General features: G+C 67.4%; 20 protein-coding genes, 1 tRNA gene and 1 pseudogene. 13 read left to right on the forward strand and 9 right to left on the reverse strand.

All coding sequences use genetic code 11. The features are described 5' to 3' along the window. Positions 1–9: 9 nt before the first annotated feature. From K7G19_RS09810 to lpxC, 5 genes are all read left to right on the forward strand, one after another. Positions 10–936: a cell division protein FtsQ/DivIB gene (locus K7G19_RS09810; RefSeq protein WP_149316570.1), complete on the forward strand. Its 927-nt coding sequence runs from the start codon at positions 10–12 to the stop codon at positions 934–936. Beyond that, complete coding sequence (ftsA, locus tag K7G19_RS09815; RefSeq protein WP_226107089.1) at positions 933–2,165, forward strand: cell division protein FtsA; 1,233 nt, start codon at positions 933–935, stop codon at positions 2,163–2,165. Before K7G19_RS09810 ends, ftsA begins: the two co-directional genes overlap by 4 nt. A 168-nt stretch (positions 2,166–2,333) precedes the next feature. Further along, positions 2,334–3,527 carry a cell division protein FtsZ gene (gene ftsZ, locus K7G19_RS09820; protein WP_149316572.1) on the forward strand — a complete coding sequence of 398 codons (1,194 nt, stop codon included), beginning with the start codon at positions 2,334–2,336 and terminating at the stop codon, positions 3,525–3,527. A 465-nt stretch (positions 3,528–3,992) separates the two neighbouring features. Next, on the forward strand, positions 3,993–4,499 hold the full coding sequence (locus K7G19_RS09825; RefSeq protein WP_149316573.1) for a peroxiredoxin: 507 nt from the start codon (positions 3,993–3,995) through the stop codon (positions 4,497–4,499). Between the two features lie 253 nt (positions 4,500–4,752). Continuing rightward, entirely contained in the window at positions 4,753–5,670 is a 918-nt protein-coding gene (gene lpxC / locus K7G19_RS09830; protein WP_150082112.1) for a UDP-3-O-acyl-N-acetylglucosamine deacetylase, read from the forward strand. Between the two features lie 84 nt (positions 5,671–5,754). Here lpxC and K7G19_RS09835 read toward each other — a convergent pair whose 3' ends face one another. Beyond that, on the reverse strand, positions 5,755–6,267 hold the full coding sequence (locus K7G19_RS09835; protein WP_150082113.1) for a DciA family protein: 513 nt from the start codon (positions 6,265–6,267) through the stop codon (positions 5,755–5,757). Between the two features lie 332 nt (positions 6,268–6,599). Between K7G19_RS09835 and secA the strand changes: the two genes are divergently transcribed. From secA to K7G19_RS09855, 4 genes are all read left to right on the forward strand, one after another. After that, the gene (gene secA, locus K7G19_RS09840; protein WP_149316576.1) at positions 6,600–9,374 is read left to right on the forward strand and encodes a preprotein translocase subunit SecA; all 2,775 of its coding nucleotides are present in this window, start codon (positions 6,600–6,602) and stop codon (positions 9,372–9,374) included. 46 nt (positions 9,375–9,420) lie between these two features. Next, positions 9,421–10,650 carry a bifunctional glutamate N-acetyltransferase/amino-acid acetyltransferase ArgJ gene (gene argJ, locus K7G19_RS09845; protein ID WP_149316577.1) on the forward strand — a complete coding sequence of 410 codons (1,230 nt, stop codon included), beginning with the start codon at positions 9,421–9,423 and terminating at the stop codon, positions 10,648–10,650. Between the two features lie 168 nt (positions 10,651–10,818). Beyond that, on the forward strand, positions 10,819–11,718 hold the full coding sequence (locus tag K7G19_RS09850; RefSeq protein WP_149316578.1) for an ATP-binding protein: 900 nt from the start codon (positions 10,819–10,821) through the stop codon (positions 11,716–11,718). After that, positions 11,715–12,119 (forward strand): NUDIX domain-containing protein, encoded by a 405-nt coding sequence (locus K7G19_RS09855; protein ID WP_149316579.1) that lies wholly within the window; start codon positions 11,715–11,717, stop codon positions 12,117–12,119. The genes K7G19_RS09850 and K7G19_RS09855 overlap by 4 nt, the downstream gene beginning before the upstream one ends. Before the next feature lie 143 nt (positions 12,120–12,262). Here K7G19_RS09855 and K7G19_RS09860 read toward each other — a convergent pair whose 3' ends face one another. The 8 genes and pseudogenes from K7G19_RS09860 to ispB all read right to left on the reverse strand — a co-directional run bounded on the left by K7G19_RS09860 (position 12,263) and on the right by ispB (position 18,845). Then, entirely contained in the window at positions 12,263–12,451 is a 189-nt protein-coding gene (locus K7G19_RS09860) for a DNA gyrase inhibitor YacG (protein ID WP_149316580.1), read from the reverse strand. Positions 12,452–12,457: 6 nt separating this feature from the next. Further along, positions 12,458–13,216: a cell division protein ZapD gene (zapD, locus tag K7G19_RS09865; RefSeq protein ID WP_149316581.1), complete on the reverse strand. Its 759-nt coding sequence runs from the start codon at positions 13,214–13,216 to the stop codon at positions 12,458–12,460. 259 nt (positions 13,217–13,475) lie between these two features. After that, a complete protein-coding gene (coaE, locus tag K7G19_RS09870; RefSeq protein WP_226107091.1) occupies positions 13,476–14,108 on the reverse strand; it encodes a dephospho-CoA kinase in 633 nt (210 codons plus the stop codon). A 104-nt stretch (positions 14,109–14,212) separates the two neighbouring features. Further along, complete coding sequence (locus K7G19_RS09875) at positions 14,213–15,154, reverse strand: A24 family peptidase (RefSeq protein ID WP_283949972.1); 942 nt, start codon at positions 15,152–15,154, stop codon at positions 14,213–14,215. A 1-nt stretch (position 15,155) separates the two neighbouring features. Beyond that, on the reverse strand, positions 15,156–16,262 hold the full coding sequence (locus K7G19_RS09880; protein ID WP_226107093.1) for a type II secretion system F family protein: 1,107 nt from the start codon (positions 16,260–16,262) through the stop codon (positions 15,156–15,158). 38 nt (positions 16,263–16,300) lie between these two features. Beyond that, a pseudogene (locus K7G19_RS09885) lies at positions 16,301–17,530 on the reverse strand (GspE/PulE family protein); the annotation flags it as partial. A 290-nt stretch (positions 17,531–17,820) separates the two neighbouring features. Beyond that, positions 17,821–17,897 (reverse strand) — tRNA-Pro (locus K7G19_RS09890). Between the two features lie 18 nt (positions 17,898–17,915). Further along, positions 17,916–18,845: an octaprenyl diphosphate synthase gene (gene ispB, locus K7G19_RS09895; RefSeq protein ID WP_150082151.1), complete on the reverse strand. Its 930-nt coding sequence runs from the start codon at positions 18,843–18,845 to the stop codon at positions 17,916–17,918. A 688-nt stretch (positions 18,846–19,533) separates the two neighbouring features. Between ispB and rplU the strand changes: the two genes are divergently transcribed. The 4 genes from rplU to proB all read left to right on the forward strand — a co-directional run bounded on the left by rplU (position 19,534) and on the right by proB (position 22,650). After that, a complete protein-coding gene (gene rplU / locus K7G19_RS09900; RefSeq protein ID WP_006576525.1) occupies positions 19,534–19,845 on the forward strand; it encodes a 50S ribosomal protein L21 in 312 nt (103 codons plus the stop codon). A gap of 66 nt (positions 19,846–19,911) precedes the next feature. Beyond that, complete coding sequence (rpmA, locus tag K7G19_RS09905; protein WP_053822556.1) at positions 19,912–20,172, forward strand: 50S ribosomal protein L27; 261 nt, start codon at positions 19,912–19,914, stop codon at positions 20,170–20,172. A 135-nt stretch (positions 20,173–20,307) separates the two neighbouring features. Next, entirely contained in the window at positions 20,308–21,405 is a 1,098-nt protein-coding gene (obgE, locus tag K7G19_RS09910; protein WP_150082120.1) for a GTPase ObgE, read from the forward strand. A 120-nt stretch (positions 21,406–21,525) separates the two neighbouring features. Next, positions 21,526–22,650, forward strand: coding sequence for a glutamate 5-kinase (proB, locus tag K7G19_RS09915; protein ID WP_226107095.1), 1,125 nt, complete (start codon positions 21,526–21,528; stop codon positions 22,648–22,650). The last annotated feature ends 59 nt before the right edge of the window (positions 22,651–22,709 follow it).

Below are 22,709 nucleotides of genomic sequence, written 5' to 3' on the forward strand. Positions count from 1 at the left end.
CGAACCGACATGTGGCACAACGCACGCCTGCTGAACCTGATCGCCACCACGCTCTACGCCGTGGTGGTGGTGATGGCGCTCGCGGCCGGCCTGATGTGGCTGGCGCAGCGGCCGGTGTTCGCGATTACCCATGTCGAGCTGGCGCCGATGTACGGCGGCACGCTGCGCCACGTCAACGCGCCCGCGGTGCGGGCCAACGCGCTGGGCAAGCTGTCGGGCAACTTCTTCACGCTGGACCTGGACGCCGCGCGCCAGGCCTTCGAGTCGGTGCCCTGGGTGCGCAAGGCCAGCGTGCGGCGCGAATGGCCGAGCGGCCTGACGGTCAGGATCGAGGAACACGAGGCGCTGGGCACCTGGGGCGCGCCCGATACCGGGCGGTTGATCAATACCTATGGCGAGCTGTTCGTGGCCAATCCCGCCGAGGCGGAAGAGGACGCCCGGCTGCTCGCGCTCGATGGTCCGCCCGGCAGCGAGGCGGATGTCGTCGACAAACTCGAGATCATGCGCGAGTGGTTCCGGCCGTTGAAGGCCGAGCCGCTCGCGGTGACGTTGTCCGGGCGTTACGCCTGGCGGGCCAGGCTGTCCAACGGCATGGTGGTCGAATTCGGACGGGAACAGACCGACCTTGACCGGATGGCGATGGAGGAACGCGTCAAGCGTTTCGTCATCGCCTGGCCGCAGGTGACGGAGCAGTGGGGCAAGCAGATCGAGTACGCGGATTTGCGCTATCCGAACGGGTTTGCCATCCGGGCAGCCAATGTCCGCTTCCTGACCGAGGCCCAGGCGGCAGCCGCCGCCAAGGCCCGCGAGCAGGGGACGAGCAATGCGAACGGCGCCAACCGTGCCAATGCCAATGCAACTGGCGCGAAGCGTGGTCCGGCTTCCAACAACAATCCGACGCGACTGAGAAAAGAGAACGCGGAGAAAACCCGATGAGCAAGGAATACAAGGACCTGTTGGTTGGTCTGGACATCGGCACCTCGAAGGTGGCGGCGGTGGTTGCGGAATTGCGCCCCGACGGCAGCTACGAAGTGATCGGGATGGGCCAATCCGAGTCCAAGGGGTTGAAGAAAGGGGTCGTGGTCAATATCGAGGCCACCGTGCAGTCGATCCAGAAGGCGCTCGAGGAAGCCGAGCTGATGGCCGACTGCAAGATTTCCGAGGTCTTCACCGGCATTGCCGGCAGCCACATCCGTTCGTTCAACTCGAGCGGCATGGTGGCGATCAAGGACAAGGAGGTGACCCAGACCGATGTGGCGCGGGTCATCGAAACGGCGAAGGCGGTCAACATTCCGACCGACCAGCAGATCCTGCACATCCTGACCCAGGAATTCATCATCGACGGCCAGGAGGACGTGCGCGAGCCGATCGGCATGAGCGGCATCCGCCTGGAGGTCAAGGTCCATATCGTGACCGGCGCGGTCAGCGCGGCGCAGAACATCGTCAAGTGCGTGCGCCGCTGCGGGCTGGAGGTACACGACCTGATCCTGCAGCCGCTGGCGTCGAGCCTGGCGGTGCTGACCGAGGACGAGAAGGAGCTCGGCGTGGTGCTGGTCGACATCGGCGGCGGCACCACCGACATCGCGATCTTCAGCGAAGGCGCGATCCGCCATACCGCGGTGATTCCGATCGCGGGCGACCAGATCACCAACGACATCGCGATGGCGCTGCGCACGCCGACGCCCGATGCCGAGGACATCAAGATCCAGTACGGCATCGCCAAGCAGGCGATCGCCGATCCGGAGGAAATGATCGAGGTGCCGGGCGTGGGCGATCGCGGCACGCGCACGCTGTCGCGCCAGGCGCTGGCGGCGGTGATCGAGCCGCGCATCGAGGAGCTGTACTCGCTGGTGCATCAGGTCGTGCGCGAGTCCGGCTACGAGGAATTGCTGTCGTCCGGCATCGTGATCACCGGCGGCACCGCAATGATGCCCGGCATGGTGGAACTGGGAGAGGACATCTTCCTCAAACCGGTTCGGGTCGGCGTTCCGGAGTACCGCGACAATCTGCACGAGGTGGTCAAGAGCCCGCGCTACTCGACGGTGATGGGCCTGCTGCTGGAAGGCCGCGTGCAACGGATGCGCGGACGCAAGGTCGCGGTGCAGAGCGGTTCGGTCAAGCAGATCTGGACGCGCATGAAGGAATGGTTCGTCGGCAATTTCTGATCGGCCGGCATGAATTGGCGACGCGCCGTCGCCGACTGTCCACCGTGGCGGGCGCGGCGCGTTGATGGAGCAGTTTCTTTCTTCTTTCTTTTGGTTCTTTGTTCAGGAACCAAGGGTTGCGGCGGGGAGGCCGCAGCGTTTGGCGACTGATTTTTCTCGGAGGCAGTGATGGACTTTGACATGATCGAATCGGAAATGCAGGACGGCACCATCATCAAGGTGGTCGGCGTGGGCGGCGCGGGCGGCAACGCCGTGCAGCACATGATCAACCGCGGGGTGCAGGGCGTCGAATTCATCTGCATGAACACCGATGCGCAGGCGCTCAAGCGCTCGACCGCGGCGCGCGTGCTGCAACTGGGCAATACTGGCCTGGGCGCCGGCGCCAAGCCGGAGGTCGGCCGCACCTGCGCCGAATCGGCGCGCGAACAGATCGCCGACGCGCTGCGCGGCGCGCATATGGTCTTCATCACTGCCGGCATGGGCGGCGGCACCGGTACCGGTGCGGCGCCGATCGTGGCGCAGGTCGCCAAGGAGATGGGCATCCTGACCGTCGGCGTGGTCAGCAAGCCGTTCGACTTCGAAGGCGCGCGCCGCGCCAAGGTCGCCGAGCACGGCTCGGCCGAGCTGGAGAACAACGTCGACTCGCTGATCGTCGTGCTCAACGAGAAGCTGTTCGAGGTGATGGGCGACGACGCCGAGATGGACAAGTGCTTCCAGTGCGCGGACGACGTGCTGCACAACGCGGTGGCCGGCATTGCCGAGATCATCAACGTGGACGGCCTGGTCAACGTCGACTTCGAAGACGTCAAGACCGTGATGGGTGAGCAGGGCAAGGCGATGATGGGGACGGCCACGGTGTCGGGCGTCGACCGCGCGCGCCTGGCCGCCGAGCAGGCGGTCGCCAGCCCGCTGCTGGAAGGCGTGGACCTGTCCGGCGCGCGCGGCGTGCTGGTCAACATCACGGCCAGCCGCTCGCTGAAGCTGTCGGAGACCAAGGAAGTCATGAACACCATCCGCAGCTATGCCGCGGAAGACGCGACCGTGATCTTCGGTACCGTCTACGACGACTCGATGGGCGATGCGCTGCGCGTGACCGTGGTCGCCACCGGCCTGGGCCGCGCCAGCAAGAAGCAGCAGCCGATGACGCTGCTCAAGACCGGTACCGACAACATGCCGGTGCAGATGATGGCTGGCCTGCAGCATGGCTCGGCGCTGCACAGCGCGCCGGACTACAGCGGCCTCGATACGCCCGCGGTGTTCCGCAGTTCGCGCGAAACCGCGTCGGCGCACGTGGCCGCGCTGCAGGAGAAGGGTGTCGACACGTACGACATCCCCGCCTTCCTGCGCAAGCAGGCGGACTGAGCACGGCGCGACGTCGACCCACGGCGAGCCGGCTCCCCCGGCCAGCCGATCGCATCGCCGGCAGGTTGCCGGCCGCGCATCCGCGACAGCGGGGCACGATGGGCGCTCCCCATCCGCCCGTGCCGCGCTGCGGATGACGGCCGCCGGCCTTTCGCGCGAGCGAGGAGGTTGACGCCGCCCGCTGTCCTCCGTCCGCATCCCGTGCCGGGACAGGCGCGCCGCCGGCCGCCTCCCCGGACTGGTCTCCCGCCGTATCCCGGCCGGGATGTGCCTCCCGTCCGCGCGGCGAGCGCAAGCTCGCCGCGCCTGTTTTTGTCAGTTCTGCTTGCCCGCCTGTCGGCATCCGCCGACAGCGGCCCGCGCCGCCGTCCCACTTGGGATGCCGGAGGGCGGCAACTATGATGCAGACTGGGTTTGGCCAAGGCGTTCGCTGCGCCAACGCCGGGGCTGCCTGAGGAAATCGCCATGATCGAAATCGGTGCACGCGTGCCCGACGCGACGCTGTACGAGTACTTCGAAACCGAGGCCGGCGGCTGCGCGCTCGGTCCCAACGCCTTCTCGGTGGCCGAGCTGGCCAAGGGCCGCCGCATCGTCGTGTTCGGCCTGCCGGGTGCGTTCACGCCGACCTGTTCCGCCCGCCACGTGCCCGGCTTCGTCGAGCAGGCCGACGCGCTGCGCGCCGCCGGCGTCGACGAGATCTGGTGCGTGTCGGTCAACGACGCCTTTGTCATGGGCGCATGGGCGCGCGAGCAGGGCACCGCCGGCAAGGTGCGCATGCTCGGCGACGGCAGCGCCGACTGGACGCGCGCGCTGGGCCTGGAGCAGGACCTGGGCAAGCGCGGCATGGGCGTGCGCTCGCTGCGCTATGCGATGGCGATGGACGATGGCGTGGTCACGCATCTGGCCGTCGAAGCGCCGGGCGAATTCAAGGTCAGCAGCGCCGAAGCGGTGCTCGCGATGTTGCGCGGGTAAGACGGCGTTCTGTGACCTTGGGGGCTGTAGATGTCGAGATGGCGGCATTGGAAGTGATTCAAATGCCGCTTATGCAATCTTCTGCGGCGATTTTTTCGCCATCCCCCGCATCTTTTCCGGGCCTTTAACCGTCGAATGCCACACCGTTAACACGACGAAACAAAACTGGTGCAGCGCAATATGCTTGCCGGTGGTAAGATACGGTTTATCAGATCTCAAGCCCGATAGATTTTAATAATTAGCAGAGGCCGTCATGCTCAAACAGCGCACTATCAAGTCCCTGGTCAAGACCGTTGGCATTGGCTTGCACTCGGGCCGTAAAGTGACGCTGACATTGCGGCCCGCCCCGACCGATACCGGCATCGTCTTCACCCGCGTCGACCTGCCCGAGCCGGTCGAGATCCCGGTGAAGGCCTCGGCCATCGGCGACACGCGCCTGGCGTCCGTGCTGCAGAAGAACGGCGCGCGCGTTTCCACCATCGAACACCTGATGTCCGCCTGCGCGGGCCTGGGTATCGACAACCTGTTCGTCGACGTCGACGCCGAGGAAATTCCGATCATGGACGGCAGCGCCGCGTCCTTCGTGTTCCTGCTGCAGTCGGCGGGCATCGAGGAGCAGCCGGCGGCCAAGCGCTTCATCCGCGTCAAGAAGGCGGTGGAAGTGCGCGAGGGCGACAAGCTGGCGCGGCTCGAACCCTACTTCGGCTTCAAGCTGTCGTTCACCATCGACTTCCGCCATCCGGCGGTCGACAAGACCGGCCAGACCTTCGAGATCGATTTCGGCGACACCAGCTATGTCCGCGAGATCGCGCGGGCCCGCACCTTCGGCTTCGCGCACGAGGTCGAGGCGCTGCGCGAGATGGGTCTCGCCCGCGGCGGCAGCCTCGACAATGCGATCGTGCTCGACGAGCACCGCATGCTGAACAACGAGGAACTGCGCTACGGCGACGAGTTCGTGCGCCACAAGATCCTCGATGCGATCGGCGATCTCTATGTGGTTGGCCATCCGCTGATCGGCGCCTACGTCGCCAACAAGTCCGGCCACGGGCTGAACAACCAGCTGCTGCGCGCGCTGCTGGCCGACGAGCAGGCCTACGAGATCGTCAGCTTCGAGCGCCAGGAAGAGGCCCCGGCCGCCTTCCTGCCGCAGCTGCAGCCGGCTTTCGCCTGACCTCAGGGCGCGCCAGCCGGCGCGCTCGCTTTTCCCCTGGCCCTTCCCCTGGTTCTTCCGCGGGCTCTCCCGCCGGCGGTTCCGCTAGCCGCGTCCCTGGCGGTGCCGCGACAGCATCGTCTGCACCGCATCCCGCAGCGGCGAGTCCGGCAGCGTCTGCGCCAGTTCGCCCAGGCTGTTCAATCCGGCCGCCGGCACGCCGGTCTTCTTCGGCCGCTCGGCCGGCTCCACGTCCCAGTCGCCGCGCGCGACGTCGGGCTGCACCCGCACCTTGACCGCATCGATCCGCGCCCCGCGCTGCTGCAGCCGCGCCAGCAGGCTGGGTACAATCTGCCGCACTCGCGCCGCGGCCGCGCCGTGGGCCGCCAGCAGCAGCAGCGTGTTCGGCTGCCCCGGGCTGCGGGTGTCCTGGCGCACGCCGCCGATCGCGATGCCGGCGCGCATGCCGGGCGGCAGCAGGGCCATCACCTCGGCTTCCAGCGCGGCAAGCTCGCGCGCCGCCTGCATCAGCGAGGACATCGGTCCGGCCTTGGCCAGCCAGTCGTTCAGCGGCTTGGCGGAGGGCGTTTGCAGGGCGTGGTGGGTGAACAGGCGCATGCCGCATTCTAGCTCCAAGGCGGTCTCATGCCGGTCCCAGGCCGGTCCAGGCCGGCCCCAGGCGGGTCCCAAGCGGGCCACAAGCGGACCCGGGCGCGACCGCTGCGGTGCCGTGCCCGAGACACCATGGCGGCACGGTCCCGACCCGCGCGCGGCGCATCGGGAACCGCGCGGCAAGTGCGCGGGAACGGCACGGGATCGCCCGCGGAACCGCCCCCCGCGCGTGATAAACTCGGCGTTTTGCGCTAATCCTCTCTTCGCCACGCGCGCTTCCCGTCCGGCCCTTCGGCTCGGACGGCAGGACCGCAATCGTGCGCAGGTGACACCAATCGATGATCACGGGCCTTCTCAAGAAAGTCTTCGGCAGCCGTAACGAGCGGCTGATCAAACAATATCGACGGACAGTCGAGCGGATCAACGCGCTGGAGCCGAAGTTCGAAGCACTGTCGGACGACGAACTGCGCGGCATGACCGAACAGTTCCGCCAGCGCCATGCCGGCGGCGAATCGCTCGAATCGCTGTTGCCCGAAGCCTTCGCGGTCTGCCGCGAGGCCAGCAAGCGCGTGATGAAGATGCGCCATTTCGACGTGCAGCTGATCGGCGGCATGGTGCTGAACGACAACAAGATCGCCGAGATGCGTACTGGCGAGGGCAAGACCCTGACCGCGACGCTGGCGGTCTACCTGAACGCGCTGACCGGCAAGGGCGTGCACGTGGTCACGGTCAACGACTACCTGGCCCAGCGCGATGCCGAGTGGATGGGCCGGCTGTACAACTTCCTCGGGCTGTCGGTCGGCGTCAACCTGTCGCAGATGCCGCACGACCAGAAGCAGGCGGCCTACAACAGCGACATCACCTACGGCACCAACAACGAATTCGGCTTCGACTACCTGCGCGACAACATGGTCTACGACCCGGGTCAGCGCGTGCAGCGGCCGTTGCACTATGCGATCGTCGACGAGGTCGATTCGATCCTGATCGACGAGGCGCGCACCCCGCTGATCATCTCGGGCCAGGCGGAGAACCATACCGACCTGTACCAGCGCATGAACGGCATTCCGAAGCTGCTCGAGCGCCAGATCGGCGAGGAGAAGGCCGACGGCACCGGCGTCGAGAAGCCGGGCGATTACTACGTCGACGAGAAGGCGCACCAGGTCTACCTGACCGAGGCCGGCCACGAGAAGGCCGAGCAGATCATGGCCCAGCTGGGCCTGATCGGCGAGGGCGAGTCGCTGTACGCGCCGCAGAACATCACGCTGATGCACCACCTGTACGCGGCCCTGCGCGCGCACAGCCTGTTCCATCGCGACCAGCACTATGTGGTGCAGAACGACGAGGTCGTCATCGTCGACGAATTCACCGGCCGCCTGATGACCGGCCGCCGCTGGTCCGACGGCCTGCACCAGGCGGTCGAGGCCAAGGAAGGCGTCACCATCCAGCAGGAAAACCAGACGCTGGCGACGATCACCTTCCAGAACTACTTCCGGATGTACGAGAAGCTGGCCGGCATGACCGGCACGGCCGACACCGAGGCCTATGAATTCCAGGAGATCTACGGCCTGGAAGTGGTCGTGATCCCGACCAACAAGCCGACCCAGCGCAAGGACTTCCAGGACCAGATCTTCAAGACCACCAAGGAGCGCTACGACGCCGTGGTGCGCGATATCCGCGAGTGCTTCGAGCGCGGGCAGCCGGTGCTGGTCGGCACCACCTCGATCGAGACCTCGGAATACCTGTCGGACCTGCTGAACAAGGAAAAGCTGCCGCACCAGGTGCTCAACGCCAAGCAGCACGCGCGCGAGGCCGAGATCGTGGCGCAGGCGGGCCGGCCCAAGATGATCACCATCGCCACCAACATGGCGGGCCGCGGTACCGACATCGTGCTGGGCGGCAATGTCGAGAAGCAGGCCGGCTTCATCGAGGCCGATGCGAGCCTGTCGGCCGAGGAAAAGGCCGCGCGCATCGCGCAGCTGAAGTCGGAATGGCAGTCGCTGCACGAGCAGGTCAAGGCCGCGGGCGGCCTGCACATCGTCGGCACCGAGCGCCATGAATCGCGCCGGATCGACAACCAGCTGCGCGGCCGTGCCGGCCGCCAGGGCGACCCGGGCTCGTCGCGCTTCTACCTGTCGCTGGACGACCAGCTGCTGCGCATCTTCGCCGGCGACCGCGTGCGCGCGATCATGGACCGCCTGAAGATGCCCGAGGGCGAACCGATCGAGGCCGGCATCGTGACGCGCTCGATCGAATCGGCGCAGCGCAAGGTCGAGGGCCGCAACTTCGACATCCGCAAGCAGCTGCTGCAGTACGACGACGTCGCCAACGACCAGCGCAAGGAAATCTACAAGCTGCGCAACGAGGTGCTGGAAGCCCAGGACGTCGGCGAGATGATCAAGAGCCTGCGCGAGGGCGTGCTGGTCGATCTGTTCCGCGAGTACGTGCCGGCCGAATCGATGGAAGAGCAGTGGGACATCGCCGGCCTGGAGAAGCGCCTGCGCGACGACTTCGGCCTGGAGCTGCCGCTGGCGCAGACCATCGAGAACGCGCAGAGCATCGAGGACGAGGAACTGCTGCAGATGATCGTATCGGCCGCGGCCGAGCGCTACGAGGCCAAGGTCGCGCAGGTCGGCCGCGAGGCCTTCGCCGGCTTCGAGCGGTCGGTGATGCTGCAGAGCATCGACACGCACTGGCGCGAGCACCTCGCCGCGCTGGACCATCTGCGCCAGGGCATCCATCTGCGCGGCTATGCGCAGAAGGATCCCAAGCAGGAGTACAAGCGCGAGTCGTTCGAGCTGTTCGCGCGCCTGCTGGACGTGATCAAGAGCGAGGTCACGCGCATCGTCTTCAACGTCCAGATCCAGTCGCCGGAAGAGCTCGAGCAGGCCTCGGAGCAGATCGAGGACGACCTGTCGCACGTGGGCAATGTGCGATACCAGCATGACGAATTCGGCGGCGCCGGCCCCGACACTGGCGAGCGCGCGATCGCGGCGGCGGCACGCGGCGCCCGCGACGACAGCGAAGTGGCCACCATGCCCCGCGTCGGCCGCAACGACCCCTGCCCGTGCGGCTCGGGCAAGAAGTTCAAGCAGTGCCACGGCCGGCTGAGCTGAGCCCGCCGGCGGACACTGGGTATCGCATCGAAGCAAGGAATCGAACATGGCCGTCAACTTGCCGCTGCCGCAGGCAGAGAATCTGAAACCGGTCGCCGGCGTCGAGCTTGGCTGGGCTGAAGCGGGCATCCGCAAGGCCAATCGCAAGGACGTGCTGGTGGTGCGCCTGGCCGAAGGCAGCACCGTCGCGGGCGTCTTCACGCGCAACCGCTTCTGCGCCGCGCCGGTGCAGGTCTGCCGCGAGCATCTGGCGGCCGGCCGCGGCATCCGCGCGCTGGTGATCAACACCGGCAACGCCAATGCCGGCACCGGCGAACCGGGCCTGGCCAACGCACGCGCGACCTGCGACGCGGTCGCCGGCGCGCTGGGCATCGGCGCCGACCAGGTGCTGCCGTTCTCGACCGGCGTGATTCTCGAACCGTTGCCGATGGACCGGCTGCTGGCCGGCGTGCCCAAGGCGATCGCCAACGCGCGCGAGGACAACTGGCTGGCGGCGGCCGAATCGATCATGACCACCGACACGCAGCCGAAGGCCGCGTCGCGCACGGTCCAGATCGGCGGCAAGACCGTCACGCTGACCGGCATCAGCAAGGGCGCCGGCATGATCCGTCCGAATATGGCGACGATGCTGGGCTTCATCGCCACCGATGCGACCGTGGCGCAGCCGGTGCTGCAGGCGCTGGTGTCGCACGCGGCCGATCACTCGTTCAACAGCATCACGATCGACGGCGATACCTCGACCAACGATTCGTTCGTCCTGATCGCCACCGGCCGCGCCGGCGCGCCCGCGATCGAACGCGCCGACGGCGCGGAGTTCACGGCGCTGCGCGATGCGGTGACGTCGCTGGCGCAGGAGCTCGCGCAGATGATCGTGCGCGACGGCGAAGGCGCCACCAAGCTGATGACGATCCAGGTCGAGGGCGGACGCGATGTCGCCGAGTGCCGGCAGATCGCCTATGCGGTCGCCCACTCGCCGCTGGTCAAGACCGCGTTCTACGCCTCGGATCCCAATCTGGGCCGGATCCTGGCCGCGGTCGGCTACGCCGGCGTCGACGACCTCGATGTCGGCGGCGTCAACCTGTGGCTCGACGATGTCTGGGTCGCCAGGGACGGCGGCCGCCACCCCGACTACCGCGAGGAAGACGGCCAGCGCGTGATGAAGCAGGCCGAGATCACGGTGCGCATCGCCCTCGGCCGCGGCAATGCCACGGCCACGGTCTGGACCTGCGACCTGTCGCACGACTACGTATCGATCAACGCGGACTATCGTTCCTGATCGTTGTAGGGCGATGCCTTGCCGCCTGGCGAGGCATCGTTCGAACGATGGCGGCGGAGTCCTTTGGCGAGATCGCCATCGCCATCGCTATCGCTATCGCTATCACGCATCGCCCCGCCATCCCGGCCGTTCCGCTTCTCCCATCCCCCGCCTCTCCGGATTGCCGCCATGTCCGATCTCGCCTCCCGTCTCGACCAATTTCTCGCCCGGCTCGAACAGTGGCTGCCACCGCAGCTGACCGAGGCGGACTGGCAGCAGGCCGTCGCCTTCCGCTGGCGCAAGCGGCAGAGCCTGTTCGGCAATATCGGCTATCTGCAGGCGATCCGGCAGCTGCCGCCGATCCATCTGGACGACCTGAAGAACATCGAGCGCCAGAAGGACGCCATCGTCGCCAATACGCGCCAGTTCGTGCACAAGCTGCCGGCCAACAACGTGCTGCTGACCGGCGCGCGCGGCACCGGCAAGTCGTCGCTGATCAAGGCCTGCCTGAACGCCTTCGTGGATGAGGGGCTGCGCCTGGTGGAAGTCGACAAGGCCGATCTCGGCGACCTGGGCGATATCGTCGAGCAGCTGACGCAGCGGCCGGAACGCTTCGTGATCTTCTGCGACGACCTGTCGTTCGAGGACGGCGAATCGGGCTACAAGTCGCTGAAGTCGGCGCTCGACGGCTCGGTGGCCGCGCAGTCGGACAACGTGCTGGTCTACGCGACCTCGAACCGCCGCCATCTGCTGCCCGAATACATGAAGGACAACGAGGGCTACCGGCACACCGACGATGGCGAGATCCATCCGGGCGAGGTGGTCGAGGAAAAGATCTCGCTGTCCGAGCGCTTTGGGCTGTGGCTGTCGTTCTATCCGCCGAAGCAGGACGAATACCTGAACATCGTCGCGCACTGGCTGCGACAGTTCGGCTGCAGCGACGACGATATCGCCGCGGCGCGCGGCGATGCGCTGGTCTGGGCCCTGGAGCGCGGCTCGCGCTCGGGCCGCGTCGCGTGGCAGTTCGCGCGCGACTGGGGCGGCAAGCACGGCAGGCCTTACGGTACCCATCAGGGCGAGCCGGCATGAGCGGCGCGCGCAAGGTCACCGAGGTCGCGGTCGGCGTGCTGGTACGCCCGGATGGCCGCTTCCTGCTGGCGCAAAGGCCGGCCGGCAAGCCTTACGAGGGCTACTGGGAATTTCCGGGCGGCAAGCTCGAAGCGGGCGAGTCGGTCGAAGCGGCGCTGGCGCGCGAGTTGCACGAGGAATTGGGGCTGGACATCACGGCCTCGACGCGCTGGCACGTGCTCGAGCACGATTACCCGCACGCCTATGTGCGGCTGCACTTCTGCAAGGTCACCGGCTGGGCCGGCGAGCCGGTCGGGCGCGAAGGCCAGGCGTTCTCGTGGGAGCAGGTGCCCGTCACCGTCGGCCCCTTGCTGCCGGCGACGATTCCGGTGGTCGAGTGGTTGGGGGAGGAGGCGGCCTGAGGGCTGCGAGGTGCCTTGGGGGCCGAATGGCGGTCTGAGGACCGAGCGCCGGGCTGAGCGTGGGCGCTCAGCTTTTTTTCGCCGTCACCCATCCATCGCTCAGTCGTCATTCAGTCGATATTCAGCCGTCGCTCAGTCGTCGCTCAGTCGTCGTCCCGGTCCTGCTGGTCCTCGGCCGGATTGGCCGGCTTGCCCTCGATCACGTATTTCTCGGCGGCCCAGGCACCCAGGTCGATCTGCTTGCAACGTTCGGAGCAGAAGGGGCGGAACTTGTTTTCCGGCGCCCAGACCACGTCCTTGCCACAGGTCGGGCATTTGACTACGGATGGCATGGCAAATCAGAAATTGCAGAGTTTGAGCAGGAAGGGGATGTCGGCGTCGACCGAGCGCGGTCGCATGTCGCCGTCCTGCTGGGTGAAGCGCACCCACAGCATGTACTTGTTGGCGCTCATCTCGGGGATGAAGGCCAGCAGCGAATCGTCGAGCAGCACCTGCATCAGCTGGTAGCTGCGGCCGGACAGCATCTGCTGGTAGCTGCCGCCGGTGGCGATGACCTTGCCGCTCTGTCCCGACTCGCGCAGCAGCCGCAGCACGGCGTCGGTGCCCACGCGCAGCGGAATCAGCGGCCGTACCCACTTCAGGATGTCGGCGCGCCGTTCCTCGGCCGGCCGGTGCTGCCAGGCATAGTACGAGGGCAGATCGAACTCGCAGGTGCCGCCGGGAATGATCGCGCGGCTGCGGATGCTGGTCAGCCACTCGTTGTCGGTCAGCAGCTGGCCCGCCTTGCCGACGGTCTGGTTCAGCTGCGCGATGGCCTGCTCGAGTTCGCCGATCACCGCGTCCAGCGTCTGCTGGTCGATCTGCGGACTCGAGCGCAGCGCGCTGAGCGCCTGCCGCTGGCGATCGAGTTCCTTGATCAGATCGGTTTTCAGGTCGGCGCGGCCAGCGACGTCGATGATCTCGAACAGCGTGGTCAGCGCGACATGATGCTGCAGCGCATGTTCCTGTCCGAGAAAGTAATCCAGCCGATCGAACAGGTCCTCCAGACGCAGGAGTGTCCTGATGCGTTCGTTGAAAGGATATTCGTACAGAATCAAGGGGAAGTCCGTGCAGCGCGGCGTCGGCCAGCTTGCCGGCCCGGTGCTGGATTCGACAGACGAATCGGCTCAGGCGGGCGCGCGAGGCGATCGGTACAGAATGCATGCGAAGCTCGCATGCGGCCGTATGCATGCACTTGGCAGCATATTCCAACGCATTCTATGCGAGACAGCGCGCAAGGACAATGAAACGCCGCCGATGGTGCCCTCGGCGGCGCCTGATGCGAAGCGTTTGGCGAAGCGAGCGTGTCAGGGATGCTCAGCGCGTGGCGGGCGTGCGCGACGCGGGCTGCATCGCGCGATAGCGGCGATCGAGCGTCTCGACCTGCGGCGGCAGCGCCTCGACCGGTCCATCGTTGTCGATCACATCGTCGGCGACCGCCAGCCGCTGCGCGCGCGTGGCCTGCCTGGCCATGATGGCCTCGACCTGCTCGCGCGAGAAGCCGTTGCGCGCCATCACGCGGGCGATCTGCGTCGCTTCGCTGCAGTCGACCACCAGCACGCGATCGACGCGCTCGCGCCAGCGGCCCGATTCGACCAGCAGCGGTACCACGTGGATCAGATAGGGATGGGCGCCGCCGGCGCGGATCCGGGCCGCGCGCTGCTCGGTGACCTCGCGGATCAGCGGATGCGTGATCGCTTCGAGCCGGGCCTTCGCGGTTGGATCGGAGAACACGAGCGCGCGCATCGCGTCGCGGTCCATCGCGCCGTCGGCGCGCAGACACGTGGGGCCGAAAGCCTCGACCAGCGCGGGAATCGCCGCGCCGCCGGGCGCCGTGATCTCGTGCGCGATCAGATCGGTATCGATCAGCGCGGCGCCGCGCTCGGCAAACAGATCGGCGACGCGGCTCTTGCCGGAGCCGATGCCCCCGGTCAATCCGATTTCCAGCATATGTCTCCAGGGTGAATGGGGCGTTGTTGGGGCATTGTCGGTGCGCTGGTGGTGCGCTGGTGGTGCGTTGTTGCGGCGTTCGACAGGGGCGTTGTCGGCACGGGTCAGTGATTCACCATCGCGCCCGCTTCGATGGCGGCGCCCGGCGCCAATGCCGGCAGTACCCAGTCGGCGCCGGCGAACAGCACCAGCAGTCCGGCGCCGGCAATGAACGGGCCGAACGGAAACGGCGTATCGCGATCGTGGCGGCGCAGCGCGATCTTGGCAAGACCGTACACCAGCCCGACCACCGACGATACCAGCACCAGCGCGGGCAGCGCCTGCCAGCCGAACCAGGCGCCCAGCGCTGCCATCAGCTTGAAGTCGCCATAGCCCATGCCTTCCTTGCCGCGCAGCAGCTTGAACAGCCAGTAGGTAGTCCACAGCAGCAGGTAGCCGGCGGCCGCGCCGATCACCGCATCGGCGATCGGCGCGAACACGCCCATCAGGTTCAGCAGCAGGCCAAGCCACAACAGCGGCTGCGTGATCTGGTCAGGCAGCAGTTGCGTGTCGGCATCGATCAGCGCCAGCGACAGCAGCGACCAGATCAGCACCATCGCGGCCAGGGCCTGCCAGGTCGGCCCGAAATGCCAGGCGGCCAGCGCGCACAGCGCCGCGCTGGCCAGCTCGACGGCGGGATAGCGCAGGCCGATCGGCTTCCGGCAGGCCGAGCAGCGGCCGCGCAGCACCAGATAGCCGAGCACCGGGATGTTCTCCCACGGGGCGATCGCATGGCCGCAGTGCGGGCACGACGAGCGCGGCACCACGAGGTCGTAGCGTTCCGGGTAGGGCGCGGGCTCGTGGCGCAGCGCGGCCAGATAATTGGCCTCGTCGCGCTCCATCATGCGCGGCAGCCGATGCACGACCACGTTCAGGAAGCTGCCGACCACCAGCCCCAGCAGCGCCGCCGCGCCCAGCAGGAACCACGGCGGCAGCGCGGCCAGCGCGGCGATGGTCCAGGTGCCGGCCGGCATGGCCGCGTTCCAGTTCGACAGGAAGCCTTGCATCTCAGACCACCTGCGCCAGCTTGAAGATCGGTAGATACATTGCGATCACCAGCCCGCCGATCAGCACGCCCAGCACCACGACGATCAGCGGCTCGACCATCCCGGCCACCGCGGCGACGCCCTCGTCGACCTCGCGCTCGCAGCATTGCGCGACATGCAGCAGCATCGTGTCGAGCGCACCGGATTCCTCGCCGATGCGCGTCATCTGCAGCGCCATCGGGTCGAACACGGCGCTGGCGCGCATCGCCGTGGCCAGGCTGGCGCCGCAGCGCACGGCGCGTTCGATCTGCCGGGTGGCGTCGCGATACACGCGATTGCCGGACGCCCCCGCGACCAGCGCCATCGCCTCCACGACTGGCGTGCCCGCGGCGGACAGCGTCGCGAGCGTGCGCGTCCAGCGCGCCACCGCCGCCTTGCGCAGCAGCGGACCGGCCAGCGGCAACAGCAGCAGCGCCCGATCGCGCGCATGGCGCAGCGGCGGCGAGCGGTCCAGCGCATGCCGCAGGCCCAGCCACGCCAGCGGCGGCAGCGCCAGCAGCCACTGCCAATGCACGACGAAGCCGTCGGACAGCGCGATGACGAATTGCGTCGGCGTCGGCAGTTGTGCGCCGGCGCCGAAGCCGACGAAGACCTGCTTGAAGGCCGGAATCACGAACAGCATCAGGATCGTCGTCACGGCGGCGGCTACCGCGAGCACCACCAGCGGATAGCGCAGCGCGGCGCGTACCTGACGGCGCAGCGCGATTGCTTGTTCCTGGCAGGCACAGAGCCTGTCGAGCATCCCACCCAGTGCGCCGCCTTGCTCGCCGGCGTCGACCAGGCTGCAGTACAGCGCATCGAACGTGCGGGGATGCCGGCGCATGGCCTGGGCCAGGCCGCTGCCGCTCTCGATGTCGCCGCGCAATTGCGCCAGCAGACGGCGCCACGCCGGATCGCCGTGGCCGCGCGCAATGATGTCGAGCGCCGGCAGCAGCGGCACGCTCGCGCCCAGCAGCGTCGACAGCTGGCGCGTGAAGCGGGCAATGTCCTCGGCACGGATTCGTGGTGGCGCGATCGTGCGCGCCACGGCGGGGCGGCGGACTGCGGCGCGCGGAGCGGGGGCTGCCATGTTGGACCCGGATGGCATGATCGTTCGGTCGATCTTCGTTATGGATTGGTGGTCGCCAGCACCTCGGCCAGCGAGGTCGTGCCCGCCCTGACCTTGAGCAGCCCGGCCTCGCGCAACGATAGCACGCCCTCGCGGCGCGCCTGCTGCGCCAGCGCGCGCGTACTGCCGCGCGACAGGATGATGCCCTGCATCGCGTCGGAGACCGGCATTACCTGGTGGATGCCGCAGCGCCCGCGGTAGCCGCTGCCGCGGCAGGCGGCGCAGCCGACCGGCTGGCAGGGCTGCCAGTTGCCATCGAGCAGGGCGTCCGCGAAGCCCGCCTCGCGCAGCGCGGCCAGCGGCACCGGGCCGGGCCGTTTGCAGGCGCACAGCATGCGGGCCAGCCGCTGCGCGGTGATGACCAGCACGCTGGCGGCCAGATGGAAGGGCGCGACACCAAGCTGCGCCAGCCGTGTCAGCGTGCCCGGCGCATCGTTGGTATGCAGCGTCGACAGGACCAGATGGCCGGTCTGCGCGGCCTTGACCGCGATATCGGCGGTCTCGGCGTCGCGGATCTCGCCGACCATGATCACGTCCGGGTCCTGACGCAGCAACGCGCGCAGCACGGCCGGAAAGTTCAGGCCGACCTTGTCGTGGATATTGACCTGGTTGATGCCGGCCAGCTGGATCTCTGCTGGGTCCTCGGCCGTCGAGATATTGCGCTCGTCCTGGTTCAGCAGATTGAGAAAGGCGTACAGCGAGACGGTCTTGCCGCTGCCAGTCGGGCCGGTGACCAGCACCATGCCGTGCGGACGGCGCAGACGCTCCAGCAGCACGGCGAGCTGCGCCGGCTCGAAGCCGAGGCCGTCCATGTCGAGCCGCACGCTGGAGGCGTCCAGCATGCGCAGCACGATCTTCTCGCCGAACAGCGTCGGCAGCGTGGATACGCGCAGGTCGATGGCCCGCGTCGCCGCGCCCTGCGGCCCCGCATCGCCGTCGCGCCGCGGCACCACGAAGCGCATGCGGCCATCCTGGGGCACACGCTTCTCGGCGATGTCGAGCCGCGCCAGCACCTTGATCCGTGTCGCGATGCGGTCGCGAATGTCCAGCGGCGGGCGCGCGACCTCGTGCAGCAGTCCATCGATGCGAAAGCGTACGCGGTAGAAGCCTTCGTACGGTTCGAAGTGCAGGTCCGAGGCGCCGCGCCGGCAGGCCTCGGTCAGCAGCGTCTGGACGAAGCGCACGACCGGCGCATCATCGGCCGAGGGCATGGCGGGGTCGTATTCGATCGGCGCATCGGCGGTGGCGATCATGGCGAGGCAGGGCGCAGTGGAGGAGTGGCCCAGTGTGCGACGCGCCGGCCGGGGACGGGAATGCGCGCAGTCTCAAAATGGAATGGCCGGCGCGATGTGGCGTACCTGCCCGGTCCTTGCCCTGGTACCTGCGTAATCGTGGCGCGCAGCAGCCTGCCAAAACGAACGGCGTGCCGAAATGCCGCGGCGCCGGCGGCGATGCGACGACACGCCCAACCCACCAAAGCAAAAGGGCCGTGCATCGCTGCACGGCCCTTCTGAAAAACTGGTCGGGGTGAGAGGATTCGAACCTCCGGCCTCTACGTCCCGAACGTAGCGCTCTACCAGGCTAAGCTACACCCCGTTTTTGTTCCCCGCCGCGTCAGAACTGACGTTGCAGCGAGAAAGCACATAACTTTATCAGTGTTTCTTTCAGTTGTGAAGGGGGAAATTGCATTGCCGCGCGTTCGGCCGCATCGGCCTCGCGTTTTGCGGCCTCGAAGGTCGCATCCAGGGCCCCGCATTGATGGATGGCGGAGAACACCGCGTCGAAATGTTCGGTGCCGCCCTGGACGATCGCCTCGCGCGCCAGCGCGCGCTGCTCCGCGGTGCCATGCTCCATCAGATGCAGCAGCGGCAGCGTCGGCTTGCCCTCGCGCAGATCGTCGCCGGCGTTCTTGCCCATCTGCTCCGCGCTGGCGGTGTAGTCCAGCATGTCGTCGATCAGCTGGAAGGCGGTGCCGATGCGGCGCCCGTATTCGGCGGCCGCTTCCTCCATCTCCGCGTCGGCGCCCGCCAGCACCGCGCCGAGCTGGGCCGAGGCCTCGAACAGCTTGGCGGTCTTGTAGCGGATCACCTGGAGGTAGCGCTCCACGGTGACGTCCGGGTCGTGCATGTTGAGCAGCTGCAGCACCTCGCCCTCGGCGATCACGTTGGTCGCATCCGACAGGATCTGCATGATGCGCATGCTGCCGGCATCGACCATCATCTGGAAGGCGCGCGAATAGAGGAAGTCGCCGACCAGCACGCTGGCGGCGTTGCCGAACACCGCGTTGGCGGTCTGGCGGCCGCGCCGCAGCTCGGATTCGTCGACCACGTCGTCGTGCAGCAGCGTGGCGGTGTGGATGAATTCCACCACCGCGGCCAGTTCATGATGGCGATGTCCGTCATAGCCGAGCGCGCGCGCGGACAGCAGCAGGATCACGGGGCGCAGGCGCTTGCCGCCCGCGCCGATGATGTATTCGCCGATCTGTTCGATCAGGGGCACTTCGGAAGACAGGCGCTGCCGGATGACTGCATCGACGGCGCGCATGTCGGCAGCGACCGGAGCGAGCAAGGCAGAGGCGGAAGACTCGGACAAGATGATCACCGTTACGCAGAACGAGCGATTATATGCGATGGCCGTGTCCAGATGGCTTGTCGTGCGCGCCATCTCGCGCCATCGCGCACCGGTCCGGCGGCCGGTCTTGCCCGCTGCGGTGCGCCGCCGGAGCGGCGCACGAGCGGCCCCACAGGCGGTCCCACAGGCGGTCCCACAGGCGGTCCCACAGGCGGCCCCACAGGCGGCCCCACAGGCGGCCCCACAGGCGGCACCACAGGCGGCCCCACAGGCGGCACCACCAGGCGGTCCACACGCGGCGCCTATAATGCGGGCATGAACAAGCCCGCCGCTCCCGATGGCCATGGCCGCCGTCCCTCCCGCCGCCTTGCGTGGTGGGTCGCGTTCGCCGCCCTGGCCGGATTCCTGCTGGCCGAGGCGACCTGAGGGCCGGCTTCGGCAAGTGCGTTGCCCGCCTCTGCGGGCCTATGTGTTTGTTTTCTTTGCACTTTTCCCGCTGCTCGTATAGAATGCCGAGTTTCCTCCGGCTGAACTGCTGTTGTTGCGTCCGTGCCGGCGGGAGATAACCGGGCCGAAAGCGCATTGCCTGGCCGCTTCGCTTCACCGCGAAGCCGCGCCGGCGCTGGCTTTTGGGCGTTTATTCACATCGAGAGGTTCGACAATGTACGCGGTCGTAAAAACCGGCGGCAAGCAATACAAGGTTGCTGCTGGCGAAAAACTGAAAGTAGAACAGATACCGGCAGACATTGGCGCAGAAATCACGCTCGACCAAGTGCTCGCAGTGGGCGCTGGCGACCAGATCAAGTTTGGTACGCCGCTGGTCAGCGGGGCTTCCGTCAAAGCTACCGTTATCTCCCAAGGTCGTCACGACAAAGTGAAGATCTTCAAGATGCGCCGTCGCAAGCATTACCAGAAGCGTCAAGGCCATCGCCAGAACTACACCGAACTGCGCATCGAAGCGATCGTTGCCTGAGTCCACGCGGACGGCAACGAGACAGCAAATCGAGCGACAACTAGGTAAAGCGACAGGAGTTAAGTCATGGCACAGAAAAAAGGCGGCGGTTCCACACGGAACGGCCGCGATTCCGAATCGAAGCGTCTGGGCGTGAAGGTGTTTGGTGGCCAGGCCATCAACGCCGGCGGCATCATCGTCCGCCAGCGCGGTACCCGCGTGCATGCCGGCGAGAACGTCGGCGTGGGCAAGGACCACACCCTCTTCGCCCTGGTTGACGGCCACGTGAAGTTCGCCGTCAAGGGCGCTGCCAAGAAGCAGCAGGTCAGCGTCGTTCCGGCAGCCTGATCACTGCCTTGCAGCACGAAGGCCCCGCAACCCTTGCGGGGCTTTTTCTTTTCTGGCGACAATGTCGAACGTCGCCCGCCGCCGGCAGCGCCTGACCAGGCCTTGCGACGCGGCACGCTCCATCACGGAACCATCATGAAGTTCATCGACGAAGCCCGAATCGAAGTCATTGCCGGTAACGGGGGCAATGGCAGCGCGTCGTTCCGGCGCGAGAAGTTTGTGCCGTTCGGCGGGCCGGACGGCGGCGATGGCGGCCGTGGCGGCAGCGTCTACGCGGTGGCCGATCGCAACATCAACACGCTGATCGATTTCCGCTACGCCAAGAAGCACGTCGCCCGCAACGGCGAGAACGGCCGCGGCTCCGACTGCTACGGCGCGGCTGGCGAGGACGTGACCCTGCGCATGCCGGTCGGCACGCTGATCACCGACATGGACAGCGGCGAGGTCATCGCCGACCTGACCGAGCACGGCCAGAAGGTGTGCCTGGCCGAGGGCGGCATCGGCGGCTGGGGCAACCTGCATTTCAAGTCCAGTACCAATCGCGCGCCGCGCCAGCAGGTCGACGGCAAGCCGGGCGAGCGCCGCATGCTCAAGCTCGAACTGAAGGTGCTGGCCGACGTGGGCCTGCTGGGCATGCCGAACGCCGGCAAGTCGACCTTCATCTCGCACGTCTCCAATGCGCGGCCGAAGGTGGCGGACTATCCGTTCACCACGCTGCATCCGAACCTGGGCGTGGTGCGCGTCGACCACGAGCAATCGTTCGTGATCGCCGATATCCCGGGGCTGATCGAAGGCGCCGCCGAGGGTGCGGGCCTGGGCCATCAGTTCCTGCGCCATCTGCAGCGCACCGGGCTGCTGCTGCATATCGTCGATCTGGCGCCGTTCGACGAGGCCGTCGATCCGGTCGCCGAGGCGCGCGCCATCGTCAACGAGCTGAAGAAGTACGACGCCGAGCTGTACGAGAAGCCGCGCTGGCTCGTGCTGAACAAGCTCGACATGGTGCCGGAGGACGAGCGCGAGGCGCGCGTCAAGGACTTCATCAAGCGCTACAAGTGGAAGGGGCCGGTGTTCCGCATCTCGGCGCTGACCGGCGAGGGCTGCCGCGAGCTGGTCTACGCGATCAAGGACCATCTGGCCGCGCTGAAGGCCGAGGAGGCGGCGGCGCTGGCCGAGCCGGACGTGCGTCTGGACGAGCGGCTGCACAACGTCGACCGCGACGGACAACAAGGCTGATTTCGCGCCAAATATCCGCCCCGAACATCGGCCCCGATTCGCCACGATCTGCCCCGAACACCCGCGCCGAATTTCCGCGCCGGTTCATCGCCCGGCACGACCTCACTTCAGGAGACAGAGTTGCCCACCCAATCGGTCATCGCGCAGGCCCGGCGCATCGTCGTCAAGGTCGGATCGAGCCTCGTCACCAACGATGGCAAGGGGCTTGACCACGACGCCATCGCCCGCTGGGCGGCGCAGATCGCCAAGCTGCGCACCGCCGGCAAGGAAGTGGTGCTGGTCAGTTCGGGGGCGATCGCCGAGGGCATGCAGCGGCTGGGGTGGGCGCGTCGCCCGCGCGAGATCCATGAGCTGCAGGCGGCCGCCGCGGTCGGGCAGATGGGGCTCGCCCAGGTCTACGAAAGCCAGTTCGGCCGCTATGGCATCCGTACCGCGCAGGTGCTGCTGACCCATGCCGACCTGGCCGACCGCGAGCGCTATCTGAATGCACGGTCCACGCTGCTGACGCTGCTGAGCCTGGGCGTGGTGCCGATCATCAACGAGAACGACACGGTCGTCACCGACGAAATCAAGTTCGGCGACAACGACACGCTGGGCGCGCTCGTGACCAACCTGATCGAGGGCGATGCGCTGGTGATCCTGACCGACCAGCGCGGCCTCTACACCGCCGATCCGCGCAAGGACCCGGCCGCCGAGTTCGTGCACGAGGCGCTGGCGGGCACGCCGCAACTCGAGGCGATGGCCGGCGGCGCCGGCACCGCGATCGGCCGCGGCGGCATGCTGACCAAGATCCTGGCCGCCAAGCGCGCGGCCAAGTCGGGCGCCCATACCGTGATCGCATCCGGTCGCGAGGCCGACGTGCTGGCGCGGCTGGCCGGCGGCGAGGCGATCGGCACGCAGTTGCTGGCGCCGACCGGGCGGCTGACCGCGCGCAAGCAGTGGATGGCCGACCATCTGCAGCTGCGCGGGCGCGTCGTCATCGATGCCGGCGCGGTCGACAAGCTGACCGCGGGCGGCAAGTCGCTGCTGCCGATCGGCGTGGTGGAAGTGCAGGGCGAATTCGCGCGCGGCGAGGTCATCGCCTGCGTCGATGCGCAGGGACGCGAGGTGGCGCGCGGCCTGACCAACTATTCGAGCGCGGAGGCGCGGCTGATCGCCCGCAAGCCGTCATCGGAAATCGAATCGGTGCTCGGCCACCTGAACGAGCCCGAGCTGATCCACCGGGACAATCTGGTGCTGGTCTGAGCGGAAGGCGAAGCGCCCCAGCCTTCTGAGCGGACGGCTAATCGCCGCCCCCGGCCTTT

It is taken from the genome of Cupriavidus sp. DB3, from assembly GCF_020418465.1.
GTDB lineage: Bacteria > Pseudomonadota > Gammaproteobacteria > Burkholderiales > Burkholderiaceae > Cupriavidus > Cupriavidus cauae.

Excerpts from the sequence above, each read along its gene's own strand:
- K7G19_RS09810 (WP_149316570.1), top strand. The coding sequence starts at position 10 with ATGTGGCACAACGCACGCCTGCTGAACCTGATCGCCACCACGCTCTAC.
- ftsA (WP_226107089.1), top strand. The coding sequence starts at position 933 with ATGAGCAAGGAATACAAGGACCTGTTGGTTGGTCTGGACATCGGCACC.
- ftsZ (WP_149316572.1), top strand. The coding sequence starts at position 2,334 with ATGGACTTTGACATGATCGAATCGGAAATGCAGGACGGCACCATCATC.
- K7G19_RS09825 (WP_149316573.1), top strand. The coding sequence starts at position 3,993 with ATGATCGAAATCGGTGCACGCGTGCCCGACGCGACGCTGTACGAGTAC.
- lpxC (WP_150082112.1), top strand. The coding sequence starts at position 4,753 with ATGCTCAAACAGCGCACTATCAAGTCCCTGGTCAAGACCGTTGGCATT.
- K7G19_RS09835 (WP_150082113.1), bottom strand. The coding sequence starts at position 6,267 with ATGCGCCTGTTCACCCACCACGCCCTGCAAACGCCCTCCGCCAAGCCG.
- secA (WP_149316576.1), top strand. The coding sequence starts at position 6,600 with ATGATCACGGGCCTTCTCAAGAAAGTCTTCGGCAGCCGTAACGAGCGG.
- argJ (WP_149316577.1), top strand. The coding sequence starts at position 9,421 with ATGGCCGTCAACTTGCCGCTGCCGCAGGCAGAGAATCTGAAACCGGTC.
- K7G19_RS09850 (WP_149316578.1), top strand. The coding sequence starts at position 10,819 with ATGTCCGATCTCGCCTCCCGTCTCGACCAATTTCTCGCCCGGCTCGAA.
- K7G19_RS09855 (WP_149316579.1), top strand. The coding sequence starts at position 11,715 with ATGAGCGGCGCGCGCAAGGTCACCGAGGTCGCGGTCGGCGTGCTGGTA.
- K7G19_RS09860 (WP_149316580.1), bottom strand. The coding sequence starts at position 12,451 with ATGCCATCCGTAGTCAAATGCCCGACCTGTGGCAAGGACGTGGTCTGG.
- coaE (WP_226107091.1), bottom strand. The coding sequence starts at position 14,108 with ATGCTGGAAATCGGATTGACCGGGGGCATCGGCTCCGGCAAGAGCCGC.
- K7G19_RS09875 (WP_283949972.1), bottom strand. The coding sequence starts at position 15,154 with ATGCAAGGCTTCCTGTCGAACTGGAACGCGGCCATGCCGGCCGGCACC.
- K7G19_RS09880 (WP_226107093.1), bottom strand. The coding sequence starts at position 16,262 with ATGGCAGCCCCCGCTCCGCGCGCCGCAGTCCGCCGCCCCGCCGTGGCG.
- ispB (WP_150082151.1), bottom strand. The coding sequence starts at position 18,845 with ATGCGCGCCGTCGATGCAGTCATCCGGCAGCGCCTGTCTTCCGAAGTG.
- rplU (WP_006576525.1), top strand. The coding sequence starts at position 19,534 with ATGTACGCGGTCGTAAAAACCGGCGGCAAGCAATACAAGGTTGCTGCT.
- rpmA (WP_053822556.1), top strand. The coding sequence starts at position 19,912 with ATGGCACAGAAAAAAGGCGGCGGTTCCACACGGAACGGCCGCGATTCC.
- obgE (WP_150082120.1), top strand. The coding sequence starts at position 20,308 with ATGAAGTTCATCGACGAAGCCCGAATCGAAGTCATTGCCGGTAACGGG.